This is a genomic window from Micromonospora sp. NPDC048830 (genome assembly GCF_043198215.1).
In the GTDB taxonomy this organism is placed as follows: Bacteria; Actinomycetota; Actinomycetes; order Mycobacteriales; family Micromonosporaceae; genus Micromonospora.
Genome location: NZ_JBICUP010000009.1, coordinates 14,650 through 38,357 on the forward strand (window position 1 = coordinate 14,650; position 23,708 = coordinate 38,357).

Annotated in this window: 16 protein-coding genes and 1 pseudogene; 10 read left to right on the top strand and 7 right to left on the bottom strand. The window is 72.7% G+C overall.

Going from position 1 to position 23,708, the window contains the following annotated elements; all coding sequences use genetic code 11:
* Positions 1-52: 52 nt before the first annotated feature.
* The 3 genes and pseudogenes from ACGFIZ_RS10960 (at position 53) to ACGFIZ_RS10970 (ending at position 3,573) form a co-directional block, all read left to right on the top strand.
* A complete protein-coding gene (locus tag ACGFIZ_RS10960) occupies positions 53-1,393 on the top strand; it encodes a low temperature requirement protein A (RefSeq protein WP_393418025.1) in 1,341 nt (446 codons plus the stop codon).
* Positions 1,394-1,656: 263 nt separating this feature from the next.
* A pseudogene (locus ACGFIZ_RS10965) lies at positions 1,657-1,845 on the top strand (hypothetical protein); the annotation flags it as partial.
* Between the two features lie 222 nt (positions 1,846-2,067).
* Positions 2,068-3,573 carry a hypothetical protein gene (locus ACGFIZ_RS10970; RefSeq protein ID WP_393418027.1) on the top strand — a complete coding sequence of 502 codons (1,506 nt, stop codon included), beginning with the start codon at positions 2,068-2,070 and terminating at the stop codon, positions 3,571-3,573.
* Between the two features lie 63 nt (positions 3,574-3,636).
* Here the strand turns inward: ACGFIZ_RS10970 and ACGFIZ_RS10975 are convergent, their stop codons facing one another.
* On the bottom strand, positions 3,637-4,107 hold the full coding sequence (locus ACGFIZ_RS10975) for a hypothetical protein (protein WP_393418029.1): 471 nt from the start codon (positions 4,105-4,107) through the stop codon (positions 3,637-3,639).
* Between ACGFIZ_RS10975 and ACGFIZ_RS10980 the strand changes: the two genes are divergently transcribed.
* Complete coding sequence (locus tag ACGFIZ_RS10980) at positions 4,106-4,288, top strand: hypothetical protein (protein WP_393418031.1); 183 nt, start codon at positions 4,106-4,108, stop codon at positions 4,286-4,288. The two genes, ACGFIZ_RS10975 and ACGFIZ_RS10980, sit on opposite strands and share 2 nt — an antisense overlap.
* Before the next feature lie 131 nt (positions 4,289-4,419).
* On the opposite strand, the gene ACGFIZ_RS10985 is transcribed toward ACGFIZ_RS10980, so the two are convergent.
* The gene (locus ACGFIZ_RS10985) at positions 4,420-5,688 is read right to left on the bottom strand and encodes an Ig-like domain-containing protein (RefSeq protein ID WP_393418267.1); all 1,269 of its coding nucleotides are present in this window, start codon (positions 5,686-5,688) and stop codon (positions 4,420-4,422) included.
* Positions 5,689-5,973: 285 nt separating this feature from the next.
* Between ACGFIZ_RS10985 and ACGFIZ_RS10990 the strand changes: the two genes are divergently transcribed.
* Both ACGFIZ_RS10990 and ACGFIZ_RS10995 read left to right on the top strand, forming a co-directional pair.
* Positions 5,974-7,155, top strand: a complete 1,182-nt coding sequence (locus ACGFIZ_RS10990; protein ID WP_393418033.1) for a D-alanyl-D-alanine carboxypeptidase family protein — start codon at positions 5,974-5,976, stop codon at positions 7,153-7,155.
* Between the two features lie 55 nt (positions 7,156-7,210).
* On the top strand, positions 7,211-8,110 hold the full coding sequence (locus ACGFIZ_RS10995; RefSeq protein ID WP_393418035.1) for an amidohydrolase family protein: 900 nt from the start codon (positions 7,211-7,213) through the stop codon (positions 8,108-8,110).
* A gap of 62 nt (positions 8,111-8,172) precedes the next feature.
* On the opposite strand, the gene ACGFIZ_RS11000 is transcribed toward ACGFIZ_RS10995, so the two are convergent.
* Positions 8,173-9,042, bottom strand: a complete 870-nt coding sequence (locus ACGFIZ_RS11000) for an alpha/beta fold hydrolase (RefSeq protein ID WP_393418269.1) — start codon at positions 9,040-9,042, stop codon at positions 8,173-8,175.
* Positions 9,043-9,278: 236 nt separating this feature from the next.
* Between ACGFIZ_RS11000 and ACGFIZ_RS11005 the strand changes: the two genes are divergently transcribed.
* Positions 9,279-18,953 (top strand): hypothetical protein, encoded by a 9,675-nt coding sequence (locus tag ACGFIZ_RS11005; RefSeq protein WP_393418037.1) that lies wholly within the window; start codon positions 9,279-9,281, stop codon positions 18,951-18,953.
* 233 nt (positions 18,954-19,186) lie between these two features.
* On the opposite strand, the gene ACGFIZ_RS11010 is transcribed toward ACGFIZ_RS11005, so the two are convergent.
* Genes ACGFIZ_RS11010 through ACGFIZ_RS11020 form a run of 3 tightly spaced genes read right to left on the bottom strand, consistent with a single transcriptional unit; the run spans position 19,187 to position 20,177 of the window.
* Positions 19,187-19,642, bottom strand: coding sequence for an NUDIX hydrolase (locus ACGFIZ_RS11010; protein ID WP_393418039.1), 456 nt, complete (start codon positions 19,640-19,642; stop codon positions 19,187-19,189).
* A complete protein-coding gene (locus tag ACGFIZ_RS11015; protein WP_393418041.1) occupies positions 19,639-20,040 on the bottom strand; it encodes a DegT/DnrJ/EryC1/StrS family aminotransferase in 402 nt (133 codons plus the stop codon). Before ACGFIZ_RS11015 ends, ACGFIZ_RS11010 begins: the two co-directional genes overlap by 4 nt.
* Positions 20,028-20,177 (bottom strand): substrate-binding domain-containing protein, encoded by a 150-nt coding sequence (locus ACGFIZ_RS11020; RefSeq protein ID WP_393418043.1) that lies wholly within the window; start codon positions 20,175-20,177, stop codon positions 20,028-20,030. Before ACGFIZ_RS11020 ends, ACGFIZ_RS11015 begins: the two co-directional genes overlap by 13 nt.
* A gap of 246 nt (positions 20,178-20,423) precedes the next feature.
* Between ACGFIZ_RS11020 and ACGFIZ_RS11025 the strand changes: the two genes are divergently transcribed.
* Genes ACGFIZ_RS11025 through ACGFIZ_RS11035 form a run of 3 tightly spaced genes read left to right on the top strand, consistent with a single transcriptional unit; the run spans position 20,424 to position 22,362 of the window.
* Positions 20,424-21,974 (top strand): PQQ-dependent sugar dehydrogenase, encoded by a 1,551-nt coding sequence (locus ACGFIZ_RS11025; protein ID WP_393418045.1) that lies wholly within the window; start codon positions 20,424-20,426, stop codon positions 21,972-21,974.
* Positions 21,971-22,204: a hypothetical protein gene (locus ACGFIZ_RS11030; protein WP_393418048.1), complete on the top strand. Its 234-nt coding sequence runs from the start codon at positions 21,971-21,973 to the stop codon at positions 22,202-22,204. The genes ACGFIZ_RS11025 and ACGFIZ_RS11030 overlap by 4 nt, the downstream gene beginning before the upstream one ends.
* Complete coding sequence (locus ACGFIZ_RS11035) at positions 22,201-22,362, top strand: hypothetical protein (protein ID WP_393418050.1); 162 nt, start codon at positions 22,201-22,203, stop codon at positions 22,360-22,362. Before ACGFIZ_RS11030 ends, ACGFIZ_RS11035 begins: the two co-directional genes overlap by 4 nt.
* A gap of 70 nt (positions 22,363-22,432) precedes the next feature.
* Here ACGFIZ_RS11035 and ACGFIZ_RS11040 read toward each other — a convergent pair whose 3' ends face one another.
* Complete coding sequence (locus ACGFIZ_RS11040; protein ID WP_393418270.1) at positions 22,433-23,659, bottom strand: PucR family transcriptional regulator; 1,227 nt, start codon at positions 23,657-23,659, stop codon at positions 22,433-22,435.
* Positions 23,660-23,708 lie beyond the last annotated feature (49 nt).

Below are 23,708 nucleotides of genomic sequence, written 5' to 3' on the forward strand. Positions count from 1 at the left end.
CAACCGGTATGAAACCGCAGCTTTCGAGCGGGCGTACTGTCAGACTGGCGCGGTGACGGAGGAACGACCGACGGCTGGAGGTGACGGGGACAGGACCGCAGGGCGCAAACCGGTACGCGAATACCTGCGCGACGCCGTCGCCAGCCTGCTCGGCAGGCGGCGGGTACGCGAGGGCACCCGCACGGCCACCGAGGAGCTCTTCTTCGACCTGGTCTTCGTGTTCGCCTTCGTCCAGCTCGGCGCGCTGATCCTGAGCGACTACACCCCTCAGGGCGTGCTTCGCGGAATGCTCGTGCTGGCCCTGCTCTGGTGGTCCTGGGGCGCTTTCGCGTGGCTGAGCAACAACCTGCAGGCCAGCTTCGGGGTGATGCGGTTCGGGTTGTTCGTGGTCACCGGGATCACTTTCGTGATGGCGCTGTCGACCCTCGTCGCGTTCACCGACCGGCCCGGCGGGTTGTACGGCCCGCTCATCTTTCCCGCCTGCTATTTCCTCGTGCGGTCGCTGCACCTGGCGCTGTACGCGTACGCCGTCTCGGCCCAGCACCTGGTCCGGCACATCCTGGTGCCCGCAGTGCCGATGGTCGCCAGCACCGCCCTGCTCGTCTGCGCCGCGCTCGTGCCGCACCGACTCCTCACCGACCAGCGCCAGGCCGCCCTCGCCGTCACCCTCCTCTGGCTACTGGCCGTGCTCGTGGACTACGTGGGCAGCTTCACGCTGCCCGTCTGGGAGATCGGCATCTTCTCTGCCCGGCACTGGTGCGAGCGGTACGGGTTGATCCTGATCGTGGCCGTGGGCGAGAACATCATCTCGGTCGGAACGTCCAGCTCCGACGTGTCGCTCAGTCGGCAGCTCCTGTTCGCCGTCATGCTGGCCATGACCGTCATCGGGGCGCTGCTCTGGACCTACTTCGACGTGGTGGCGCTCATCGGTGAGCAGGTCCTCGAGCGGGCCGACCCGAAGACCAGATTCGCCCTCGCCCGGGACGCCTACAGCTACCTGCACCTCCCCATGGTCGCCGGCATCCTCCTGCCGGCCCTCGGAATACGCGAGCTGGTCAATGACATCGGCCGCATCGAAGGACATCACCCCGACGAACCGCTCTCCGCCATCGGCCTCTTCGGCCTCTACGGGGGGATAGCCCTCTTCCTCCTGGCCAACGTCGCCTACCAGCTGCGGATCGCCCATGCGATCAGGACAATCATCTGGACCAGGGTGGCCGCCGTGCTGGTGCTGGCCGCACTCGTCCCCGTCGCACGGCGGATATCGGCGATGGGCGCGCTGGGCCTGCTGGCGGCCGTCTCTTTCACCCTGATCGTCGTGGAGGTCATCGTGGCCGACGGGCAGCGCCGCCGCCTGCGCGAGTCGGGCCTGGCCAACCGGATGCAGGCCTGAGGAGCCTGCAACGCGGCCGGTCACCGGGACAACCGCCAGCGCGACCTCGTTCGGCTACGACCTGGCCGGCAACCAGCCCCGGTGCACCGACGGCCGGGGCAACGCGCTCTGGACGACGTGCAACTCGTTGCGGCTGCCCGAGTCGCGCATCGAACCGGCGACGGCGGACCCGGAGCCTCTGACGCAGACGTCGCGGCGGCTCCCAGGCACAACCCGGGAGCCGCCGCGTCGAGGCATTACGCCAGCCTCAGTCGGGCCGCACCGCCAGCGACCCGGACGTGCACATCCAGGAGGTCAAGGCCCTCACCTGCGACATCCGGCCCGGCCGCCGTCCCCGTGGCCCGGACCGGCGCCGCCTCGTCGAGGAGTACCTGGGGCGGGCCGGGGCAACCGCGGCGACCGGCACCGCGCACCGCGCGCGTCGTCGGCGAGGCGGGAGCTGCACGGCGTGACTATAACGAATGTCGATGCGTTAGTGAAGGATGTCTGCGATCTAGCTCTCTGTTGTTGAAGGTTTCCCACGGCGGCCCGCGCTCGTGGCGACGCGGCCGGCACAGTGATCGAAATATGGCGATCTCTCGCGGGTGCGTGTGATAGTGGGGCGCCCCCCGCCCGGCGCGAACCGGTGACCGGTTCGTCGTCGGGTGCTTCCGTGAAGCGTCCAAGGAGGATGCGTGCCGCTCCGCGCACCAATCCCGTCCGGTCGCCGTCCCGGCCGGCGCTCGCGAACGCTGCGGTGGACGCTGGCCCGGGCGCTGGCGCTCGCCGCGATCGTCCTCGCGGCCCTGCCGGTGGCCGGAAACCGGCCGGCCCACGCCAGCGCACCGCTGCTGACGACGGCGCAACGGCAGGCCTACCTGTACTACTACGCGCCGGTGATCTTCAAACGCGCCAACGAGGACAACGGCCAGGACGGCCGCGACTGGCTGACGAACTACGACTTCGACCAGGACCGCAACTTCGCGACCAACCGGTACCACTGGCTGGAGAGCGAGCACTACGTCGCCGCGTCGGCGGCGCAGGCGACCACCAGCCCGTACGCGGCGTGGCGGATCCGGCCGACCCTCTACACCTCGCTGATCGAGTACCAGAACGGGGCCACCAAGTCGCTGGTGCTGCTCTACCACGTGTACAACGCGGCGGACAAGGAGGGCGACGCCATCCACGACTGGGAGCGGATCGAGATCGTCGTACACAACGTCACCGGCACACCGGGGGCGACCGGCGAGTACGTCAACAACTCGACCATCACCCACCACCACGAGCACATCATCCGCAAGCGCGGCGACTTCGGCTTCAACTTCATGAACACCTCGACCGGCCGGCACCTGATGGTCTGGCAGGCCGACGAGGCCGGCAGCGTCCTGGGCACGCACGCGCACGAGCTGCGGTACGTCAACGACACCTACAGCTCCCTGGTCAGCCAGCCGGTCACCAACGACGCCGAGGTGGAGATCAGCGGCAAGGACGAGAACCGGAACGTGCACTACATCTTCGTCCCGCAGGCGTCGTCCGCCGCGGTCACCGCCTGGGGCGCGAGGCCGCTGACCTTCGCCAACGCCGCCACGCTGATCGGCGGGCACGACAACGACCACACCGTCGACTGGTACCAGGCCAAGCGGATCACCTACGAGCTGCAGGACATCGCCGACATCATCCCGACCCACTGGGCGGGCAACCCGGCCTGGTCCACGCACTGGTTGTCGTCAGCCCAGGACGACGTCGAACTGGAGTCGCCGGTGATCAACGAGGCCGGCGCGGTCGAGGTGAACGCCGGACGTCAGCGCTTCTACAGCAAGTCCCGCGACAACGGCGCTTCGGACCTGACCGACGACCGCGAGGGGATCATCCACAAGGACTGGCTCTACGGGGCGTACTCCGCCGAGGCGGACGAGGACCTCGAGGGCTCGTCCGACCACTTCCCCGCGTACGAGGGCACCGGCGTGGACAGTTACGGCTGGACCCGGCAGCTGGCCAGCGGACGCCCCGACTCGCCCAACGCCTACTGGTGGCAGCACGACTTCTTCGTCCACGACGGAACGGTCGACGCCGACAGCTCCGCCCGGGAGCGGGGCCAGTGGCTGCGCGGCGCCTGGTACCTCGCCGCGAACGGCGGGTTCGACGGGCGCTGGGTGCAGCTCTTCGACGACCGTCCGGGGCTCGAGGCCGGCGTCTCCTGACCGCACGGCCCACGGCCGGGACGCCGGCGGTCCGCACGCGACCGCCGGCGCCCCGACCCCGGCTCAGGCGGCCGGTCGCAGCTGCACCGTGGCGATCTCCCAGGGGCGCAGCGCCAGCCGGACCAGGCCGTCACCGTCGACGGGCAGCGCCTCGCCGGGCCGGCCGAGCAGGTCCGCCCGGCACGCCGCGCGCACGCCCCGACCGGCCCCGATGACCGCGCTGGTCGCCGTCGGCGTCTGCGCGACCACCCGCAGCTCGATGCGGCCGTCCCGGTCCCGGACGCTGGTCAGCGCGACCCCCTCCCCGGTCACCGTCAGGCCGGCCACCGGCAGCGCGGCGGAGGGCGCGGCGGCGCCGGGGAAGGTGAGCGGCTCGTGCCGGTACGCCTCCGCCGCCGCGAGCACCCCGGCGCAGTGCCAGTCGCCCCGGAACGGCAGCACCGCCAGCTCGACGCTCCGAGCGCCACGGCACTGGGCCAGCGGCGTCGGCAGCTGCGGGCCGGCCGCACCGGCGCACGCCCAGGGGCAGTACATGGGGCTGTTCGGGCTCGGCACCGGGCTGGCGAACGTGGTGGCGCCGTCCGTGCTGGCGCTGTTCTGCATCGCCTGGGGAGCGCCGGGTTGGCTGCTGCTCGGCGGAGTGTTCCTCGTGCTCGGCGCGATCACCCCGTACGTCGTGCGGTGGGCGGAGCAGCGGCGGCCGAGCCTGTGCTGACGTGCCGGGGTCGGCTTTCGGCCGGCGGCCCCGCACCGACCACCCCGCGAGCCCGGAAGTGGTGCAGCCCCGCCCCGGCGACTCCGTCCACCTGGGACGAGGGCGCCGGGGCGGGGCCGCCCGAAGCGCTGTCAGCGTCCGCCGACGGACGGGGCCGGGGCCGGGGAACCACCGGCCACGGCGCCCGGATGCGGCGCCTGGGTCGGGGCCGGCCGGAGCCCGGCGGGCACCGGCAGGGCACTGCCCCTGACGAACTCGTCCCAGCCGACGTTCCAGGCCGTCCAGCCGTTGCCCTCGGTCAGCGGGACCTCGGTTCCCCTGACGGTGACCAGGTCACCGACCTGGGTGACGTTCATCAGCCAGTCGGCGGCGGCCGCGGAGACGTTGGTGCAGCCGTGCGAGACGTTGGTGCTGCCCTGGTCCCCCTCCGACCACGGCGCCCCGTGGATGAACTCGCCACCGGCGGTGAGCCGCTGGGCGTCCTCCACGTCGACCACGTAGCCGCCGTCCGGTTCGCCCCGCGTGTCGAACGTGGCGTACTGGTGCTTTGCCATGATCACCATCTTGCCGCTGGAGGTCGGCGTGCTCGGCTTGCCGAGGCTGACGGGGATCTTGCGGATCAGCTTGCCGTCGCGGAGCACGGACATCTGTTTGGTGGCGTTGTCGATCTCCAGGGCCACCTGCCGCCCGATCTTCGAGGTGGCGGAGCGGTCCGCGTCGCCCTGCCTGTCCTTGCCGATCGGCAGCCCCTCCAGGGCCGCCCGGACGCTGATCGTCGTGCCCGGCTGCCAGAAGTCGGGCGCCCGGTAATACACCTGGGAACCGTCGGAAACCCAGGACCACGCCCCGGGTTGCGGCGGATTCGTCTTCACGAACAAACGGCGCTGCACGTCGGCTCTGGCCTCTTTCGGAACGGGTGGGTCGAAGGAGACCGTCACCGGCATCGCCGTGCCGTACGTCTGGTTGCTCTCGAAATACAGGTTGCTGGTGATCTCCGGTTTCGTGGACGCCGCCGTCGTGGTGAACGTGGTCCGGCGGGTGGTGGTATTCCCGGAGTCGCCGGTGGCGGTCACCTCGGCCGTGTAGGTGCGCCGCGGCTGCAACGGCGCGACGGGCACCCAGGCCGACCCGTCCTCCCGCGGTTCCGCCCCGACCTGGGCGCCCTTGTCGTCGGTGAGGCGGACCTGGGTGACGCGCCCGCCCTTGACGGCGGTGCCCACCTCGGCGCTGATCGGCACGTCGCGGGCCTGGTCGGCGGGCGTCAGGGCCAACTCCGGCGCCGCCGCCCGCACGCCGGCCGGTCCGGCGCCCGACCTCTGGTCGGCGGTGCACGCGGCGAGAGCCAGTGGCGTCGCCGCGATGGTCGCGGCCAACAGCGACAGTCGTCGCTCGAAGCCCATCATGCCTCCTCCCGATCGTGATTTCCTTTCGCCATATTCTCTCCGCGGCCCGTGGGCGCGTTCGCGTTTTCGGCGGAACCCCGAAAACGATTCACGGGCCGGGTCCGGCCGGGGTGACAGACGGGCGATCGTGTCCCTTTCCGGCCGGAAAATCCCGGCGTCGGGGCGCCGGCGAAAGGGGGGCGGGCAGGGCAGGGCCGAGCACAGTAGTCCCAGCAGCCGGCCCCTCGGCCTGTTTCTGGAACCCGGCCGCGCCCCCCGGCGGCGCGGACTACGTTCTCAACCGTGACTGGCTTCCGCGTCGCCACCGCGACCTTCAGCGCGTTGCTGCTCACCCCCGCCGTGGCGGTCGGGCCACCGGCACGGGCGGCGGCCGCGCCGCACGTGCCGTGCCCGACCGTGCAGCCGCCGGCCCCGCCGCCCACCGCCCCCGCCCCGCCACCGGTCGACCCGGCCGACGGGGCGGTCGGGGGAGAGGCACTGGCGACCGCGGGACTGGTGACCCCTGCGGGTGTGCCGACGGCCCCGGCGGTGACGGCGACCTCGTGGCTCGTGGCGGACCTCAACAGCGGGCTGGTCCTGGGCGGCTGCGGCCCCCACGAGCGCCGGACGCCGGCCAGCGTGCAGAAGCTGCTGTTGGCGGCGGCGCTCATGCCCCGCCTCGATCCGGCCCAGGTCGTCGAGGTGACCCGGGCCGACCTGCGGGATCTCGACCCCGCGAGTTCGCTGATGGGCGTCGTCGAGGGCGGCCGGTACTCCGTCGAGAGCCTCTGGCTGGGGCTCCTCCTCCGGTCGGGAAACGACGCGGCCAACGTGCTCGCCCGCGTCGGCGGCGGCCCCGCCGGCAGGCAGGGCGGGGTCCAGGCGATGAACGACGAGGCGCGCCGGCTGCACGCCAACCAGACCCACGCCGCCACGCCCTCCGGCCTGGACGGCCCGGGCCAGTACACCAGCGCGTACGACCTCGCGCTGATCGCCCGCGCCACCTTCGCCAGGGAGGACTTCCGGCGATACATCGCGACCAGGGCGGCGCAGGTGCCCTTCGAGATCCGCAACGAGAACACCCTGCTGGACAGCTACCCCGGGATGGTGGGCGGAAAGACGGGCTTCACGGATCTGGCCCGGCAGACGTACGTCGGCGTGGCCGAGCGCGACGGCCGGCGGCTCGTGGTCGCCCTGCTCGGGGCGGAGACGGCGCCGCTGGGCAGCCTGGGGGAGGCGCTGGCCCTGCTCAACTGGGGCTTCGCCCTTCCCGCCGACGCGTCGGTCGGCCGTCTCGTGACGCCCGGCGAGGACAAGCAGACCAGTCTCGCGGTGGCCGCCGAAGGCCAGGGCCGCGGTCGGGTCGCGGAGTCGAGGTCGTTCCCGGTGCCCGTCGGCCTCACCCTCGGCGCCGCCCTCGTGCTGGTCGTCCTGGTCCTGGCCGGCTGGCGGGCCGGCGCCCGGCGGGCGGCCCGCCGACGGTAGGGCCCGCCGGACACGCGTCCCGGCGGCGGGGGGTCTTCCCCTAGGCTGGCCACCCGTGAGTACGACGCCGGGCCCCGCCACGGACGGGGAGATTCCCGCCTACCTGGCCGCCGTGGGGCTGGCGGGGCTGGTCGACATCCACGTCCACTTTCTGCCCGAGCCGATGCTGCGCAAGGTGTGGGCCTTCTTCGACGAGGCTGGCGTCCGGTACGGGGTGCCCTGGCCGATCACCTACCGGTTCGACGAGCCGACCCGGCTGCGCGTCGCGCGCCGCCTCGGGATGCGGGTGATCCCGGCCCTGACCTATCCGCACAAGCCGGGGATGGCGACCTGGCTCAACGAGTGGTGCCGTGAGTTCGCCGACCGCGTCCCCGACGCGGTGCACTGCGCCACCCTGTATCCGGAGCCGGGCGTCGGCGACTACGTGGCCGCGGCGGTCACCGCCGGGGCCCGCCTGTTCAAGGTCCACCTGCAGGTCGGGGAGTTCGCCGCGGACGACGCGCTGCTCGACCCGGCCTGGGCCGTCCTCGCCGAGCACCGGGTGCCGGTCGTCCTGCACGGTGGCTCCGCGCCGGCCCCCGGGCGTCACACCGGCCCGGACGGCGTCGGGCGACTGCTCGGCCGGCACCCCGGGCTGGTGCTGGTGATCGCGCACCTCGGCATGCCCGAGTACCACGCCTTCGCCGACCTCGCCGAGCGGTATCCCGGGGTCCACCTCGACACGACCATGGCCGGCACGGACTTCGCCGACAGGTTCGCGCCGCTGCCCGCCGGATACCGGCAGCGCCTGCTCGCCCTGGGCGACAGGGTCGTCCTCGGCTCCGACTTTCCCAACATCCCCTATCCCTACGCCCACCAGTTGCAGGCCCTGGCCCGCCTGGACCTCGGCGACGAATGGATGCGCCGGGTGCTGTGGACCAACGGCGCCCGGCTGCTGCGCCTGGGAGCCGACTGACGGAGATTGTCGGGCCGTGGATGGAAGGCCCGGCTCCGGTAGCGGCTGGCGGGAAGAGGCTGTCAGCGCAGGAACTCGCGCACCGTCTCCACGAACCACTCGGGATCGTCGAGCCAGGGATAGTGCCCGCCGCCCGGCTGCACGGCCAGCTCGGCCCGCGGGAACAGGCCCGCGTACTCGGCGGCGCGCTTCGGGGGCAGGCCGACGTCGTACCCGCCCGCGACGAACAGGACCGGCGCCCGGAGGCGGGCGGCGGCGGACCGGACGGCCGCCGGGTCGAGGGCGCCGTCCGAGTAGTAGACGACCGCCGCGTCGGTGTTCCGCTGGTGCGCTCCCTGGGCGGCGTGGGCCTGGCTGGCCGCGTCCCAGCGGCTGTGGGTGAACGGCGTGATCGCCGTCCAGTCGGCGGCCGCGGCCTCACCCGACCAGATCCGCGCGAACGCGGCGAAGGCGTCCGGGAACCAGGGCTCCCCCTGGCGCAGTTCGGCGAGCTCCCGGCGGTCGGAGTCGGCGACGTCCAGGCCGACCGGGCGCGGGCTGGGAGTGATCAGGGCGAGGCGGGCGACCCGGTCCGGGTGCCGGGCGGCGTACAGCAGGGCCAGGGCCGCGCCGGCGGAGTGCGCGGCCAGGTCCAGCCGGTCCAGCCCGAGGTGTACGCGCAGCGCCTCGACGTCTTCGATTTGCCGGTCGCACCGGTAACGCCGAGACCCGCGCCTACCCGGCCGGCCCGCCGCTCGCCGGGTCCGCCGGGGCGGCGGACTCCCCGGTCCCGCGCGGGTCCAGCAGCACCAGCGACCGGTGCGCCGACAACTCGCCCAGGTCGCCGAGGTGGGCTTGACGTCCCCTGGAAGGGCCGCACCCCCGCGGCCCCTGGTCCGGCGGGGACCACGGGGCGTTGCGCGTACGCCGGCCGCTGTGCCCTGCCGTCCGATCCTGAGTCGCGGCGCAGCCTATGAGTCCCCGCGGAGGCGGGGCCGCAATCCGCCCTCGGTAGGGGTCTCCGGTCCGCGAGCACAGGCCTGACTGACCACCCGGTCGGCCGCGCGAGCCGTTCGGTCTGACGCCCTGTCACGATGCTGACACAGTCGTTGTGGACGGTGGTCGCGGTCGATGTGCTGTCGCCGACCCCCGCGCCGTCGTCGACGGCCATCGAGGAACGAGGTGGCTCATGGTGGCTCTACGACGGCTGCTCGCCGCAGCTGTCGCGGCGGTGATGACCGCCACGATGGCTCTGGTGTGGACGGCGGCGCCCGCCCACGCCGACGAGGCGTGGGAGACCGCGCTCAAGACCCTGATGTCCCGCACCGCGACCTGGGCCGACGGGGGCCTGTCCCAGGTCGGGCTGCTCGGCCAGCCGCTGCCGCTGCTCGGGGTCAGCCCGGGCGCGCTCGTCGACGCGGACAAGCTGACGAAGAAGGCGTCCGACGCGCTGGCCGACGGCCTGACCAAGGACGACGTCGACCTGGGCGGCGGCACCCGCCTCACCAGCTCGGTCAGCACCAGCGGCGGGGACCACCTGCTGGACGTGCTGCTGACCACGAAGCGCGAGGTGGTCGACAAGGACCTCACGCTGGCCGGGGTGACGCTGGACAAGGCCGTCAGCGTGACCGGCTGGGCCACCCTGCACCTGCGGGCGCGGCACACCGCGTCGGGGGAGACCTACCTGGTGCGTGACGGGGACACCCCGCGCATCGACATCGACGCGGCGGCGCGGCTGCGCGCCGACCTCGACCAGGCCACCGCCTCGGTCGGCATCCTCGGGGTCACACTGACCGCCGGCAGCACCCTCACCGCGCGTACCCACCTCAAGGTCACCCTGACCGACCCCAACGGCGACGGCCGGCTGGCCTTCGACACGACCGCCGGCGCGAACACCGGCGAGCTCGGCGCCGCCGGCTCCCTCGCCGGGCTCGTGCAGGTGGCCCTCGACAACTCCGCCGGCGGGAAGATCTCCGACACGGAGACGGAGCCCGGCCCCGGCTCGGTGCACGGCGTGATCAAGCTCGGCGCGGCCGTCTCCGGCGCGCCCTTCGCCCTGCCCGCCGTGGCGGCGACCGTGAACGTCGACTGGAACGACATCTCCGTCGGCACCCCCACGGTGACCACCACCGGGCTGGACGAGACGATCGCCAAGTTCCGCAACATGAGCCCGCTGGACCTGGCCTCCGGGCTCGCCCAGCTCGCCACCCTGCTCAGCGGCGTGCAGCAGAGCGGCCCGGCCGGCAACCTCAACCTGCCCTTCCTGCGCGGCACGTTCGCCGACGCGGTGCAGGTCAACGAGAAGCTCACCGGCTTCCTCCGCGAGTACGTCCACCCGCGGCCGGACGACCCGCAGTTCGACCCGAGCACCGACGACCCGGCCCTGGCCGGGCAGCCGAAGTTCAGCTCGATCCAGCAGCTGCTCGCCCTGCTCGCGGCCGAGGGGCTGCCGGTGGACAACCTCTCCTTCGCCGACGACAAGCTGGTGTTCCGGGTCAGGCTGGAGCGGGAGTCCACCGTGGAGGTGCCGCTCGACCCGGCCGCCGCGGAGTTGTCCGGGCGCGGGGCGACCTTCACCGCCAAGGGCTTCAGCGTCAGCGGTGACCGCTTCACGCCCGGCGCGCTGGTCGGCCAGCGGGTGGTGGCCGGCACCTCCGCCGGCACCGTCGCCGCCAACACCGCGAACTCCGTCACCCTCACCGAGGACTGGATTGGCGGGCAGCCGCCGAACGACAGCGTCTGGGTGATCAGCGGCTCCAGCCCGAACATCGGCGCCGTCGAGCTGGCCGGCACGCTCACCAAGCCGGTGGGCGGCGACAAGAAGGTCGGCCTGCGGACGGCGAACGCGCAGGCCAGCTTCGCCAAGGTGAAGCCCCGCTACAGCGCGGCCGTCACGCTCGTGCTCGACCTGCGCGACGGCATCACCGACCCGAAGGCCAACGTCGACCGGGTGCTGCTGCGCACCGACCCGGCGACGCCGCTGTTCGCCGCCGACTTCCCGATCACCACCGGGGTGGACTTCTTCGCCACCGCCGGCTTCCTCAAGGTCAAGCTCGCCGGCAACCTCGCCGTCGGGCCGGCCGCCGCCGACAAGCGGATGCTCCAGGTCAGCTTCAAGCAGGCACAGGACATCAGCCTCGGCACGCTCTTCCAACGGTTGAAGTCCGACCCGGGGAACCTCCTGGCCGTGTCGTCGTCGGTGAAGACCACCGGCCGGGTCACGGTCAGCGTGCCCGGCGCCACCGGCGCCCTCGGTACGGGCATCGGCGTCGACGTGAGCTGGACGGCCGGTGGGCAGCCGGTGGTCGACACCTCGGCGCTGTCCGAGCTGTTCGCCGTCGACTTCAACCCCGACGACCCGAAGGCGCTCTTCGCGGTGGTCGTCGAGGCGCTGCGGCTGATCAACGTCGCGCTGTCCCAGCCCGGCGGCAGCGGCCCGCTGGACAAGGAGATCCCGCTGCTCGGCCGCTCCGCGCGGCAGCTGCTCGGCGGCGACGAGAGCGGCGTCGGCAAGGACGTCACGTTCGTCGCCGACGGGGCGAACTTCCTGCTCAAGGACGCCTCCCGCGACGGCGACTCCGGCTTCGACACCCGGCTGGAGGGCCGGACCGTCGTGATCGGCAGCCAGGCGTACCGGGTGCTGAACAGGATCGACGGGCGGACCCTGCGGGTGGAGGCGGCCGGTACGCCGAAGCCGGCCGACGGCAGCGCGTACGCCCTGCGCCCGGAGCTGGCCGACGCGCTGGACAAGCTGCTGGCCTCGCCCCCGGACACCCTCCAGGACGCCCTCGACAAGCTCAACGAGGCCATCGGCGAGGACAGCGGGATCAGCTTCACCCTGGACCAGCGCGAGGGCGGGCCGTTCCTGCGGCTCGGGCTGGACTGGAAGCGCAAGTTCCACACCGGCGGCCCGCTCAACTTCGCCTGGGACGCCCACCGCGAACTGATCACCCTGGACAGCTCCGGCACCTTCGCGGTCGACGTCGACGCCCGGGCCCAGCTCGGCCTGCTGCTGCCCCTGCGACTGAACGCCGCGCCGCTGCTGGACCACAGCTCGTCGGCCAGCGTCACCGTCGCGGGCGGGGTCACCGACGCGGCGATCGCCGCGCGGGTCGGGCCGCTCGCCCTCGACCTCGGCAAGGACCCCGACTTCGCCACCGTGAAGGCCAACCTGAGCGTCGGCCTCGACGGGCTGACCGAGGACGGGCCGATCACCGGCCTGCTCGGGCTGACGCCGAAGTTCACGACCGCCGGCGTCGACTGCGGCGGCGGGATCGGTGGCGCGAACGTGCCGCTGTGCGCGAAGGCGCCGCTGTTCGTCAACAACTGCGACCCGGACGACGACACCAACCTGCTCACCTTCACCGTCGGCCTGGACCTGACGCCCACGGCCGGCACCCCCAACCTCGACTCCTGCTTCGCCAACCTGTCGCTCAAGCTCACCGACTTCAACGTGGGCATCGACGGGTACCTGGCCAAGATCGAGGAGGCGCTGCGGCTGGCCAGCTTCGACGGCAAGCTGCCCCTGGTCGGCGACGACCTGCAGCAGGGCCAGCGGTTCGTCGCGCAGCTGCGCGAGGACATCAAGGCCGCGATCGGCCCGGTGCTGGCCAACGCCACGCTCGACAGCGCGGGCGTGCAGGCGGCCCTCAACGAGGTGCTCGCCGACCTGGACCCAGGCGTGAGCGCGGTGGTCAGCTGCCGCAGCGGCGTGACGGCGCCCTGCGCGCCCGAGGACTTCCAGGCGATCCGGATCAAGCTCACCAACTCCAAGGGTGCGCCGTCCGCCGCCGACGGCTGCAAGGACGCCAGCGCGTCCGACGAGTGCCTCAAACACAACGTGCCGCTCGACCTGGGCATCCCCGGCCTGTCGCTGAAGGCGAAGAAGGGCGCCCCGGACGGCATCCAGGCCAAGCTGGGCTGGAAGCTGCACCTGGACCTGGTCCTGGACCGGGACGAGGGCTTCTACGTCCCCACCCACGACGGTGACACCTCGCCCGAGGTGCAGGTCGGCGCCCAGTTCGACATGACCGGCGACCTCGCCGCCCAGCTCGCCTTCATCCAGGTGAAGGCGACGAAGCGGACGACCGACCCGCTGGTGAAGGCGTACTTCGGCATCGACCTGAAGGGCTCGCCGGGGGAGAAGAGCTGCTTCGACCCCACCGTCACCGCCGACTGCACCGCCAACTCCGACGACCGGCTCACCCTCGCCGAGTTCGCCGACCTGGGCTCGCTGCTCGCCACCGACCTCACCGCCGAGGTCAAGATCGACTGGAGGCTGGCGGCGGCCGTCGACACCGGCGGCGAGGACTCCGCGCTGCCCGGCATCAGCGCCACCTTCGGCCTGCAGTGGGGCCTGAAGCACAAGCGGGGCGCACTCACCGCCACGGGCGACGGCGTCACCACGCCGCTGAAGGTGACCTTCACCGACATCGCCCTGGACGCCGGCGCCTTCTTCAGCAAGATCCTCAAGCCGGTGGTGGAGAAGCTCAAGGCGGTCACCGGCCCGCTGCAACCGGTCATCGACACCCTGTACGCGCCGATCCCGGTGCTGTCGGACCTGTCGAAGGCCACCGGCGGCCCCGACATCACCCTGGTCTGGCTCGCCAAGACCTTCAGCACCCTCAACGGCGGGCCGAAGCTCGACTTCATCGACACCGTCCGCGCCGTGGTCACCTTCATCAACCGGATACCCGACTGCGACTCCGGCTGCTCCATCCCGCTGGGCGGGTTCAAGATGGACAGCGCCAAGGCGCTGACCACGGAGGTGTCGCCGGCCTCGGCCGAGAGCCTGATCGACCGCACCTCCGAGTACAATCCGGCCTCCGCGGGGCAGGTGAAGGCGGACGTCGACACCGCCGCGGGTGACGACGGCGAGAAGCTGTTCACCCCGGCCGCCGACGGCAAGAGCAACGCCCAGAAGACCGGCTTCAGCTTCCCGATCTTCGACAACCCGGGGTCGCTGTTCGGCCTGCTGCTGGGCCAGGACGTCGAGCTGATCAGCTTCGACTCGGGTCCGCTGGAGCTGGGCTTCAGCTGGCGGCAGTCGTTCGGCCCGGTCTACGCCCCGCCGCCGGTGTTCGTCACGCTGTCCGGCAGCGCCTCGGTGACCGCCCGGTTCATCGCCGGCCTGGACACCGCCGGCATCCGGCACGCCGTCGAGGCGGCCACCGACGGCACCGAACTGGACGCCGTCAGCCTGCTCGACGGGTTGTACTTCAAGACCGCCGACAGCAGCGGCAAGGCCGTACCGGTGGTCACCCTGCGCGGTGAGATCGCCGCCGGGGCCGAGGTGAGCGTGCTGATCGTCAAGGTCGGCATCGAGGGCGGCATCCAGCTCACCGTCGGCTTCAGCTGGAACGACCCGAACAACGACGGGAAGTTCCGCACCAGCGAGTTCCTCCAGGCGCTGCTGACCAACCCGATCTGCCTGTTCACCACCAGCGGGCGGCTCTCGGTCTTCCTGCGGGTCTACGTCACCATCAACCTGTTCCTGTTCAAGAAGAAGTTCAACTTCACCCTGGTCGACGCGACCCTGCTCGACTTCCGGGCGCAACCGGACTGCTCCCCGCCGCCACCGGAACTCGCCGGCACCGCCGGGGACACGCTGGTCGTCTTCGCCGGCAAGTTCGGCACCAAGGACCAGCGCGGCGACAAGGCGTGGGACAACGGCGCCGGCACCTACGCCGGTGACATAGTCAAGGTGTACGCGCTGCACTACGCCGACGCGGGCACCGAGGGCGCCACGGACGACTTCGACGGCTTCGCGGTCGAGGCCCTGGGCCGGCGGCAGGAGTTCCTCGACCCGAACCTGACCCGGGTGGTCGTCGACGGGCGCGGCTACGAGGTCGCCGACCCGGACAAGACGTCCCTGTCGGTGCTGCTGGTCGGCGACGGCGACACCAGCGGCGACGGCACGAAGACCTCCGCGTTCGACAAGACCGCGGTGGTGCTCGGCTCCGACGGCAAGGACCGGATCCGCACCGGGACCGGACCGGCGTACGTCGACGGGCGCGGCGGCGACGACGTGATCGTCACTGCCGAGGCGGCCGGCGTGGTCAGCCGGGTCGCCGGTGGCCCCGGACAGGACAGCATCACCACCGGCGACGGCGACAACGTGGTCGCCGGTGACAGCGGCCTCGGCGGCACCGACCGGGGCGCCACCACCGTGCACACCGGGGCTGGCGACAAGACCCTCAACGGGCTGGTGGACTGGACCACGCTGACCGCCCCGAACGGCGGCCACGACGGCGCGGACGACAACGTGACCGTCGGCCACGGCACCAGCACCGTCTACGGCAACGGCGGCGACGACGCGCTCGGCGTGGTCGTCGACAACCGGCCCAACGGCGGGAACACGCTGGTCGGCGGGCCCGGCGCGGACACGATCAACGGAGGTAAGGGCGACGACACGATCCACACGTACGACACCGACGTCCCCGCCGACGCGGACCAGCCCGGCAGCGGCGACGCCGTGGACGGGCTGGTCAACCAGGTCGACACCGGCGCCGGTCAGGACACCGTGCACGGCAGCGCCGGAGTGGACCTGGTCGTGTCGCACTCGGCCAACGGTCAGACCGGCCGCGTCTACGGCTACGGCGGCAACGACGTGCTGGTCGGCGGCTACGGCACCGACCAACTGTTCGGCGGGCCCGACGAGGACTACGTGATCGCGGAGCCCTCCCAGGTCGGCGAGCCGGACGGCTCGGACGGCTACGGCCCGTTCCGCGAGGTCGTCCACGAGCCGCTGCCGGCGAACACGCAGTCGCAGACCAAGCTGCTCGTCGGCGGCCTCGGCAGCGACCACGTGATCGGCGGCGACGGCGGGTCGACCGTCTTCGGCGACCGGTACCTGCCCGCCGAGGCGTGCGCCGACGCCACCCTCGCCGACGCCCAGCCGGCCCCGGCCGACCAGGGCGCGGCCGACCTCATCCTCGGCGGCGCCGGGACCGAGGTCGTCACCGCGGGCGGCGGCGACGACCGGGCCGACCTCGGGGGCGGCGACGACCGCGCCTGCGGCCAGCTCGGCGACGACACCCTGCACCTGGGTGGCGGGACCGACCGGGCCTGGGGCGGCAACGGCGTCGACCAGCTGCACGGCGACGACGGCGACGACCTGCTCTTCGGCAACACCGGCGACGACGGCCTCTACGGCGGCCCGGGCGCCGACACCGCCGAGGGCAACTCCGGCGGCGACCAGGTCTCCGGCGGCCCCGACAGCGACGTGCTGTACGGCGGCGGGCGCGCCGCCGGCGCCGCCGACGGGCGGGACTTCCTCTACGGCGAGGACGGCGTGGACCGGATCGTCGGCGACAACGGCACCCCGCGCATCGGTGACGTCGGCCCGTACCCGCTGGACCTGGCCGGCGACGCGGCCGGCGCCGGCGCCGGGGACGTGATCTCCGGCGGCGGGGACGGCGACCTCGTCTACGGCGGCCTGGGCGACGACCGGATCAACGGCGACGCCGGGGACGACCAGCTCGAGGGCAACAACGGCGCCGACCTGGTCCACGGCGACCTCGGCCGGGACGAGATCGTCGGCGGCTCCGGGCAGGAGCCCGCCGCCGGCGTCGGCCGGCCGGACACCGGCGACGAGCTCCACGGCGACGCCGACGCCGACCTGATCGCCGGGGACAACGGCCGGTTCGCGCCGGCCACCACCGACGCCACCCGGGTGACCCAGGGCCGCAGCGGCCCGCAGCGCAAGGTCACCCTGCTCGACCTCGGGTTCGCCCCCGTGGCCGGCACCAGCGGCGGCGACCTGATCTCCGGCGGGGACGGCGACGACGTGGTCTTCGGCCAGAGCGGACCGGACCGGGTGCGGGCCGGCGGTGGCGCCGACTTCGCCGAGGGCGGCCCGGGCTCCGACTGGGTCGAGGGCGACGCGGGCGACGACGACCTGGTCGGCGGCTCCAGCACCGCGTACGACGGCAGCGGCGCGACCACGACGGGCCAGCCGGACACGGCGGACGCCGTCTTCGGCGGACCCGGGTCCGACGCGGTCATCGGCGACAACGGCGCGGTGCTGCGCCCGCTGCCCGGTGAGCAGCCGACCCCGGCGACCGTCCGGCTCGCCGCCGACGGCAGCCCGTTCGGCCCGCGGATCGTGGTGCTGCTGGACCGGGCGGCGGTCGTCGCCGGCCGGTACGGCGCCGACCGGATCAGCGGCGGCGACGGGGTCGACGCCCTCTGGGGTCAGGAGGGCGACGACGCCCTGGCCGGTGACGGCGACGGCGACTACGCCGAGGGCAACGGCGGCGCGGACGTCCTCCGCGGCGACAACGCCCTGACGGCGGCCGGACGCACCACGGTCACGGCGCTGCCCGACCCGGGCTGGCCGGGTGACCCGTCGGCCGCAACCGACCTGGTCGGGACCGGCGCGCCGGCCGGGCAGGACGACCTGATCGGCGGCAGCTCGGCCGCCGGCTTCCGGGACACCGGGGACGTGGTGGAGGGCAACGGCGCCGACGACGTGGTCCTCGGCGACAACGGCTCGCTGCTGCGCACCGTGACCACGGTGAACGGCGGCCAGGCCGAGAAGGTCTACACCGAGCGGTACCCGACCGGCGCGGTGCCGGCCGACGCGACCCGGGTCCGCACCCACGACCCGGCGCTGCCCGGCCCGTCCACCCGGTTCTGCACGACCGCCCAGCCCACCTGCGAGCCGACCGGCGCCTTCGGTGCCGACCAGCTCTACGGCGACGCCGGCAACGACGGCGTCTGGGGCCAGGACGGCGACGACACGATCCGGGGCGGCGACGGCGACGACGACCTGTTCGGCGAGCTGGGTGCGGACACCCTGTACGGCGACGACGGCGCCGACGCCATCCTCGGTGACCGGGGTGGGGTGATGAACCAGTACCTCAACGCCGACGACGTGGCGGCGCTGGGCTTCACCACCACGCTGTCGTCGGTGCCGCAGGAGACGTTCACCGGGTTCCGGGCCGGCGACTACGACCGGCGGGTCGACCTGCTGCACGACACCGACGGCGACGCCTGGATCGGCGGCTCCACCTCGGCGCCCATGCCGCACGCCGGGCTGACCGCCGGGGCGGGCGACTGGATCCGCGGTGGCGCCGGGGCCGACAACATCCACGCCGGCTTCGGTGACGACGTCGCCAACGGCGACAGCGGGGGCGACCAGCTGTTCGGGTCGGAGGGGTCGGACGTGCTGTGGGGCGGCAAGGGCTGCGACCCGGTGCTCGACGCGGCCAACCCGCAGTGCCAGGTGGACGGCGTCTTCAGCGCCGCCGCCCGGGGCGACCACGACCAGTACGTCGACCACCTGTTCGGCGGTGCCGGGGCGACCGGCGGCCCGGCCGTGACCGCGGTGCTGAGTTCCGACCTGCTGGACTTCCGTCCGCGCGGTTCCTACCCGGACAACTGCGCGGCCGGGGCCTGGCCGGTGGACCTGGCGGAGGGCACGGTCGACCCGTGCCGCTGGTTCGAGATGACGGGCCTGGACAACGACGTCGTGGCCGACAACCAGCACCACCACGGCACCGACTGGATGTACGGCGGCTGGGACCGGGACGTGATGCAGGGTGACGTGGCGGCGAACGGGCCGAACAACGGCGACCGGATGTTCGACTGGAACGGCGCGTACAACATGTTCACCCACTGCAACGCGGCCTACGGCGGGTTCAACGACATCCGGCAGCACAGCCCGGAGATGCAGGACTTCCTGACCAGGCTGGCCTGGGCCACCGGCGCGGGTCGCAGCCCGTCCGACGTGACCACGGCCGGAACCTCGGCCTTCCTGGAGCTGTCGTACGTCTACCCGCGGGACAACAAGGACCAGGGCGCCGGGGTGGCCTTCCCGGGCACCCCGGGGCACTTCGACCTGCCGTCCTGCACCGACTGACCGACCGACGCACCACCGGGGCCCGGCTCTCCCAGGAGAGCCGGGCCCCGGCCTGTGCCGGCGGAGCCTCGCGGTCGAGCAGGCCGCGCAGCTTCGTCAGCGCACGCGACGTCCGCGACTTCACGGTGGTCACTGATGCGGAGCGGGCCGGAGCTCGGATCTTCCGGCTCGCTCCTGGGAATAGCGAAGGGCGGGCGGCGGCGAGTCCCTCGACGGGCGCTATGAGCTGTGGCCTAGACGAGTTGTGCTGTTGCCCGGGATGCTTCGGCGATCAGCGATGGCAGTTCCTTCGGGGTGGGTAGTTCTGCGACGTCGGCGATGTCAAACCAGGCGACGTTGGATACCTCCTCGAGGTGAGCATCGAGGGTGTCGCTGGTGGTTCGGCAGATGTAGACGAAGTCGATGTGCCGGTGCAGGCCGTCTTTGCGGTCTTCGATGTCCATCTCGATGATCGCGAATGGCGTCGGGATGCTTCGAACGGCGGGGTGGGTGAAGCGCTGAGGTGCGAGGACCTCGGCTTCGATGCCGGTTTCTTCGACGACTTCACGCAGCGCGGCCTCGGCGGGGTCTTCGTTGGGGTCGACGTGTCCGCCCGGGTACAGCCACAGGCCGATCTTGTTGTGGTGGACGAGAAGGACCTTTCCCGCGCTGTTGAAGACGACCGCTGAGCTGGTGAAGTGGCGGATCATGCTGCGGTTTCCCCTCGGGCGACTTGGGCCGCTTGGTCGGCCATCCACGCTACCGTCGCCTCGGGCGGGTGGGGGTGAACGGGCAGTTGGATGGTGTTCGTGGCGAGGCGTTCGGCGTTCGGGCACCTCGTGGCGTGTGTTTGGAACAGCTGCTGGTGGTAGAACGGCCGGTACCGCCATCGGATCGAGTCCGGCGGCAGTCCCGCAGCCTGGAAGGCTCTGGCGACCTCGGTGGCGCGGCTGGTAGCGAGGAGCACGAGGTTGTAGTAGTTCGGTTTGTCCTGCACGCCGTATGGCAGCTCGCGCAGCAGGCCGCCAGCGGGCAGAGCGGCGAGGATCCGTTCGGCGTTGCGGCGCCGACGGTCGAGCTGGGTGTCGAGTTGGGTCAGGCGGCGCATGCCGATGGCGGCGAGTGGGCCGGCCAGTTTGTAGTTGACGCCGTGGCCGCCGCGTAGTCGTCGAAGCCGGCGACCGAGATCCGCTCCGGCACGGGGATGCCCCGGGCGCGCAGCGCCGACAGCACGCCGATGGCCATCGCGTCGTTGAGCGCGACGATCGCCGTCGTCTCCGGGTGCTCGCGCAGGATCCGCTCCGCCGGTCGTCGGGGTTGGCGGTGTTGCAGTTGGGCGCCAGGACACCCGGGAGGCCGACCCCTGCGACTGCCGCATGGACGGCCTGATGTTTCTCGACAGCGTCCTCTCCCCGGACGATGTCGCCAAGCAGTACCACCACATGGTTCGGTGACTATCCTCGGCACCGTCCCACCGAGAAGGAGAACCGCGTGCGCACACCGACGACCCGCCGGCCGGTGCTGGCGGCGGCCGGGCTCACGGCCGCAGCCCTCGTCCTGTCCACCCTGGTCGCCGTGTCCGCCGAGCCCGCCACCGACGCCGTCTACGATCCCGTCCCCAAGATGCCCACCCAGTCCCGGCTCGGGCTGGTGCTGAGCGAGTACGCCAGCTTCCCGCGGTCGACGCCCACCCCGGCGCCGGTCGACCAGCGGCTCGTGCGGACCGCCCGGATCAACACGATCATGGAGCTACCCGACGGCTCCGGACGCCGGGCCGTGCCCGACCTCAACGGCAACCTCTACCTGGTCAAGAACGGCGTGCCGCACGTCTACCTCGACGTGGCCGCGACCTTCGCGCCGCAGTTCTTCTCCGGCCGGGGCCTCGGCCAGGGCTTCGGCTACGTCACGTTCCACCCCAAGTTCGGCAGCAACGGCCGGATCTACACCCTGCACACCGAGCAGGCGTCCGCGACCACGAAGGTGCCCGACTACGCCCAGTCCGGCACCATCTACCACGGCGTCATCACCGAGTGGACGGCCGCCGACCCCGCCGCCGACACCTTCGCCGGCACCCATCGTGAGGTGCTGCGCATTGGGTTCGGCGGGCCGATCCACGGCGTCCAGGAAATCAACTTCAACCCCACGGCGAAGCCCGACGACGCCGACTACGGGCTGCTGTACCTGGCCGTCGGCGACGGCGGCCTGGGCGTGCGCAACGGCGACCCGCAGCACATGGGCATGCCGCACGGCAAGCTGCTGCGCATCGACCCCCGCGGCACCGACTCCGCCAACGGGCGGTACGGCATCCCGCCGACCAACCCGTTCGTCGGCCGGAACGGCGCGCTCGGCGAGATCTACGCCGTCGGCTTCCGCGACCCGCACCGGTTCAGCTGGGACCTGGCCACGGGCCGGATGTTCCTGGGCCACATCGGCGAGCACGCCGTCGAGGCGATCGTCGAGGTGCGCGCTGGCGACAACTTCGGCTGGAGCGAGCGCGAGGGGTCGTACGTCTTCGACAAGGCGGCCACCAACGCCTGCGACAAGCTGCTGCCGCTGCCCGCCGACGACGAGCGGTACGGCTACACGTACCCCGTCGCGGCGTACGACCACGACCCGCCGCCCGGCTGGGACTGCACCTCGGACGTCGGCGTCGCGGTGGCCGGCGGCTTCGTCTACCGGGGGCACGACCTGCCCGCGCTGCGCGGCAAGTACGTCTTCGGCGACCTGGTCGACGGCCGCGTCCTCTACACCGAGGCGAACGAGATGCGCCGGGGCGCCGGCCTCGCCCCGATTCACCGGCTCGCCCTGTTCGACGCCGCCGGCAACGCGGTGCGGATGCAGGACCTCTCCGGCCCCGGCGCGCCCGGCGACCCGACGCGGGTCGACCTGCGCTTCGGCACCGACGCCGCGGGCGGGCTGTACCTGCTGGCCAAGGCCAACGGGAAGGTCTGGAAGGTCACCGGCACCCGGTCTTTGCCGACGGCGACGTCTGCCACACCAAGCTACGCGCCGACGGCGGGGCGGCGGACTGGGCCCGGGTGACGCCGGCGAAGTGGCGGTTCGAGCGCGACGAGGTCGTCCTGGCCGAGGCCGGGATCAGCCGGCCCGGTCCGCGCCGGCCGTTCGAGTACGCCGTCCTGAGCGCCGGCCCGGCCTGGTCGTCCGCCGAGATCGAGGCGCGGCGTCAAGAGTTGGAAACATGGTTACTCTTCGTGGTCGACGTGTGGCGGCTGCCCGGATCAGGCCCGGTTCCGCTAGCCTCGGCGCCGTGACGGTCGCCACCGGAAAGCCGGCCGCATCCAGCTCGTCGCGCCACGACCGGCGCTTCCAGACGTTCTGGTCGGCGCAGATCCTCTCCGTGCTCGGCGACTCGTTCTCCCAGCTCGCCGCCCGGTCATATGGTGCAAAGTTCGCGAACCAGGGGCCGTAAGTGCAAGATCGCGGACGCTCGGGTCCCGCGGGGGTCGCGGGGCGGGGGCGGGCGGGGCCGGGTGGCTGGGTCAGGCCGGTGTCGGGCCCGGGAGCACCGCCAGGGCGAGCGTCAGGTCCAGCACCGTCGCCGGGTCGTGCAGCCGGTCGCCGTACAGCTCCCGCACCTTGGCCATCCGGTACCGGACCGTCTGCGGGTGCACGAACAGGTCCGCCGCCACGTCGTCGCGGCGTCCCTGATGCAGCAGCCAGGAGCGCAGGGTCTCGGCCAGCCGGTGGGCGGTGGCCGGCGGCAGCGACGACAGCGGCCGCAGCACCTGCGCGCGCAGGTCGGCCAGGGCGTCGGGGTCCATGCTCAGCAGCAGCCGCGCCAGGTGCTGCTCGGTGTCCAGCGGCGCGTCCGGGTCGCCGCGGCGCAGCCCCAGCGGCAGCGCCCGGGCCGCCCGCTCGTACGAGGCGGCCACCCGGTGCCACGGCCGGGCCGGCCCCAGCACCGCCCGGTGCCCGTGCAGCACCCGGACGAGCTGCCGCCGCCGGCCGCCGTGCATGTCCGGCACCAGCAGCACGGCCAGCTCCTCGGCCGGGTCCACCCCCGGCATGTCCTCCCCGCTCTCCAGCGTCTGCGGGCTCAGTGCCGCCAGCACGGCCCGCAGGTTGCTGCGGGGCAGCAGCACCACGGTCAGGGTCTGCGGCGGGGGCCAGTCCGCCCGCTCGGCGCTGCGGCGCAGCACCTCCTCGGACTCGCCGGCCAGCAGTTGCTGGGTCAGCCGCTCCAGGTACCGCTGGCGGGCCCGGCCGGCGCTGGCCAGCTCGTCGGCGTGCCCCGCCACGCTGGCCGCGGACAGTTCGTCGATGTAGGCGAACATCAGCTCGGCGAACTCGGCGACCGTCCCGGCGGCGAGCCCGCTGCGCACGGTCGTGGCCGAGACCTCCCGCCACGCCACCCGCGCCCCCACCCGGTACGCCGCGAGCAGCGCGTCCATGCTGCGGCCGGAGCGGGCCTCGCCGCTGCCCAGGGCGTACGCGGCCTCCAGCGCCGGGGTGAGCGGGGTGCCCGGATCGGACCCCTGGGGGCGCTCGAGGAGCTGGAGGAACGTGCCCAGCGCGATCCGTACCGCGTTCTCGATCTTGTCCCGCATCTGCCCGGTGAGGGTGCCGGAGTAGGCGGGCACCTCGGCGGTGATCGCGGTGACCGTGCGCTCCGCGACCACGGGCAGCGCGGTGCGCAGTCCGGTTGCGGTCCGCTCGTCCAGTTCGAGGTGGGCGGCCCGGCGGGTGGTGCCCGAGCGATCCGTGATCAATTGTTCTCCCCGAACAAGTACCTGCGGCTTATTCACCTTTGCCGGT

Excerpts from the sequence above, each read along its gene's own strand:
- ACGFIZ_RS10975 (WP_393418029.1), bottom strand. The coding sequence starts at position 4,107 with ATGTACTGCCCCTGGGCGTGCGCCGGTGCGGCCGGCCCGCAGCTGCCG.
- ACGFIZ_RS11005 (WP_393418037.1), top strand. The coding sequence starts at position 9,279 with ATGGTGGCTCTACGACGGCTGCTCGCCGCAGCTGTCGCGGCGGTGATG.
- ACGFIZ_RS11015 (WP_393418041.1), bottom strand. The coding sequence starts at position 20,040 with ATGCGCCGCCTGACCCAACTCGACACCCAGCTCGACCGTCGGCGCCGC.
- ACGFIZ_RS10985 (WP_393418267.1), bottom strand. The coding sequence starts at position 5,688 with ATGGGCTTCGAGCGACGACTGTCGCTGTTGGCCGCGACCATCGCGGCG.
- ACGFIZ_RS11020 (WP_393418043.1), bottom strand. The coding sequence starts at position 20,177 with ATGGCCATCGGCGTGCTGTCGGCGCTGCGCGCCCGGGGCATCCCCGTG.
- ACGFIZ_RS10980 (WP_393418031.1), top strand. The coding sequence starts at position 4,106 with ATGGGGCTGTTCGGGCTCGGCACCGGGCTGGCGAACGTGGTGGCGCCG.
- ACGFIZ_RS11010 (WP_393418039.1), bottom strand. The coding sequence starts at position 19,642 with ATGATCCGCCACTTCACCAGCTCAGCGGTCGTCTTCAACAGCGCGGGA.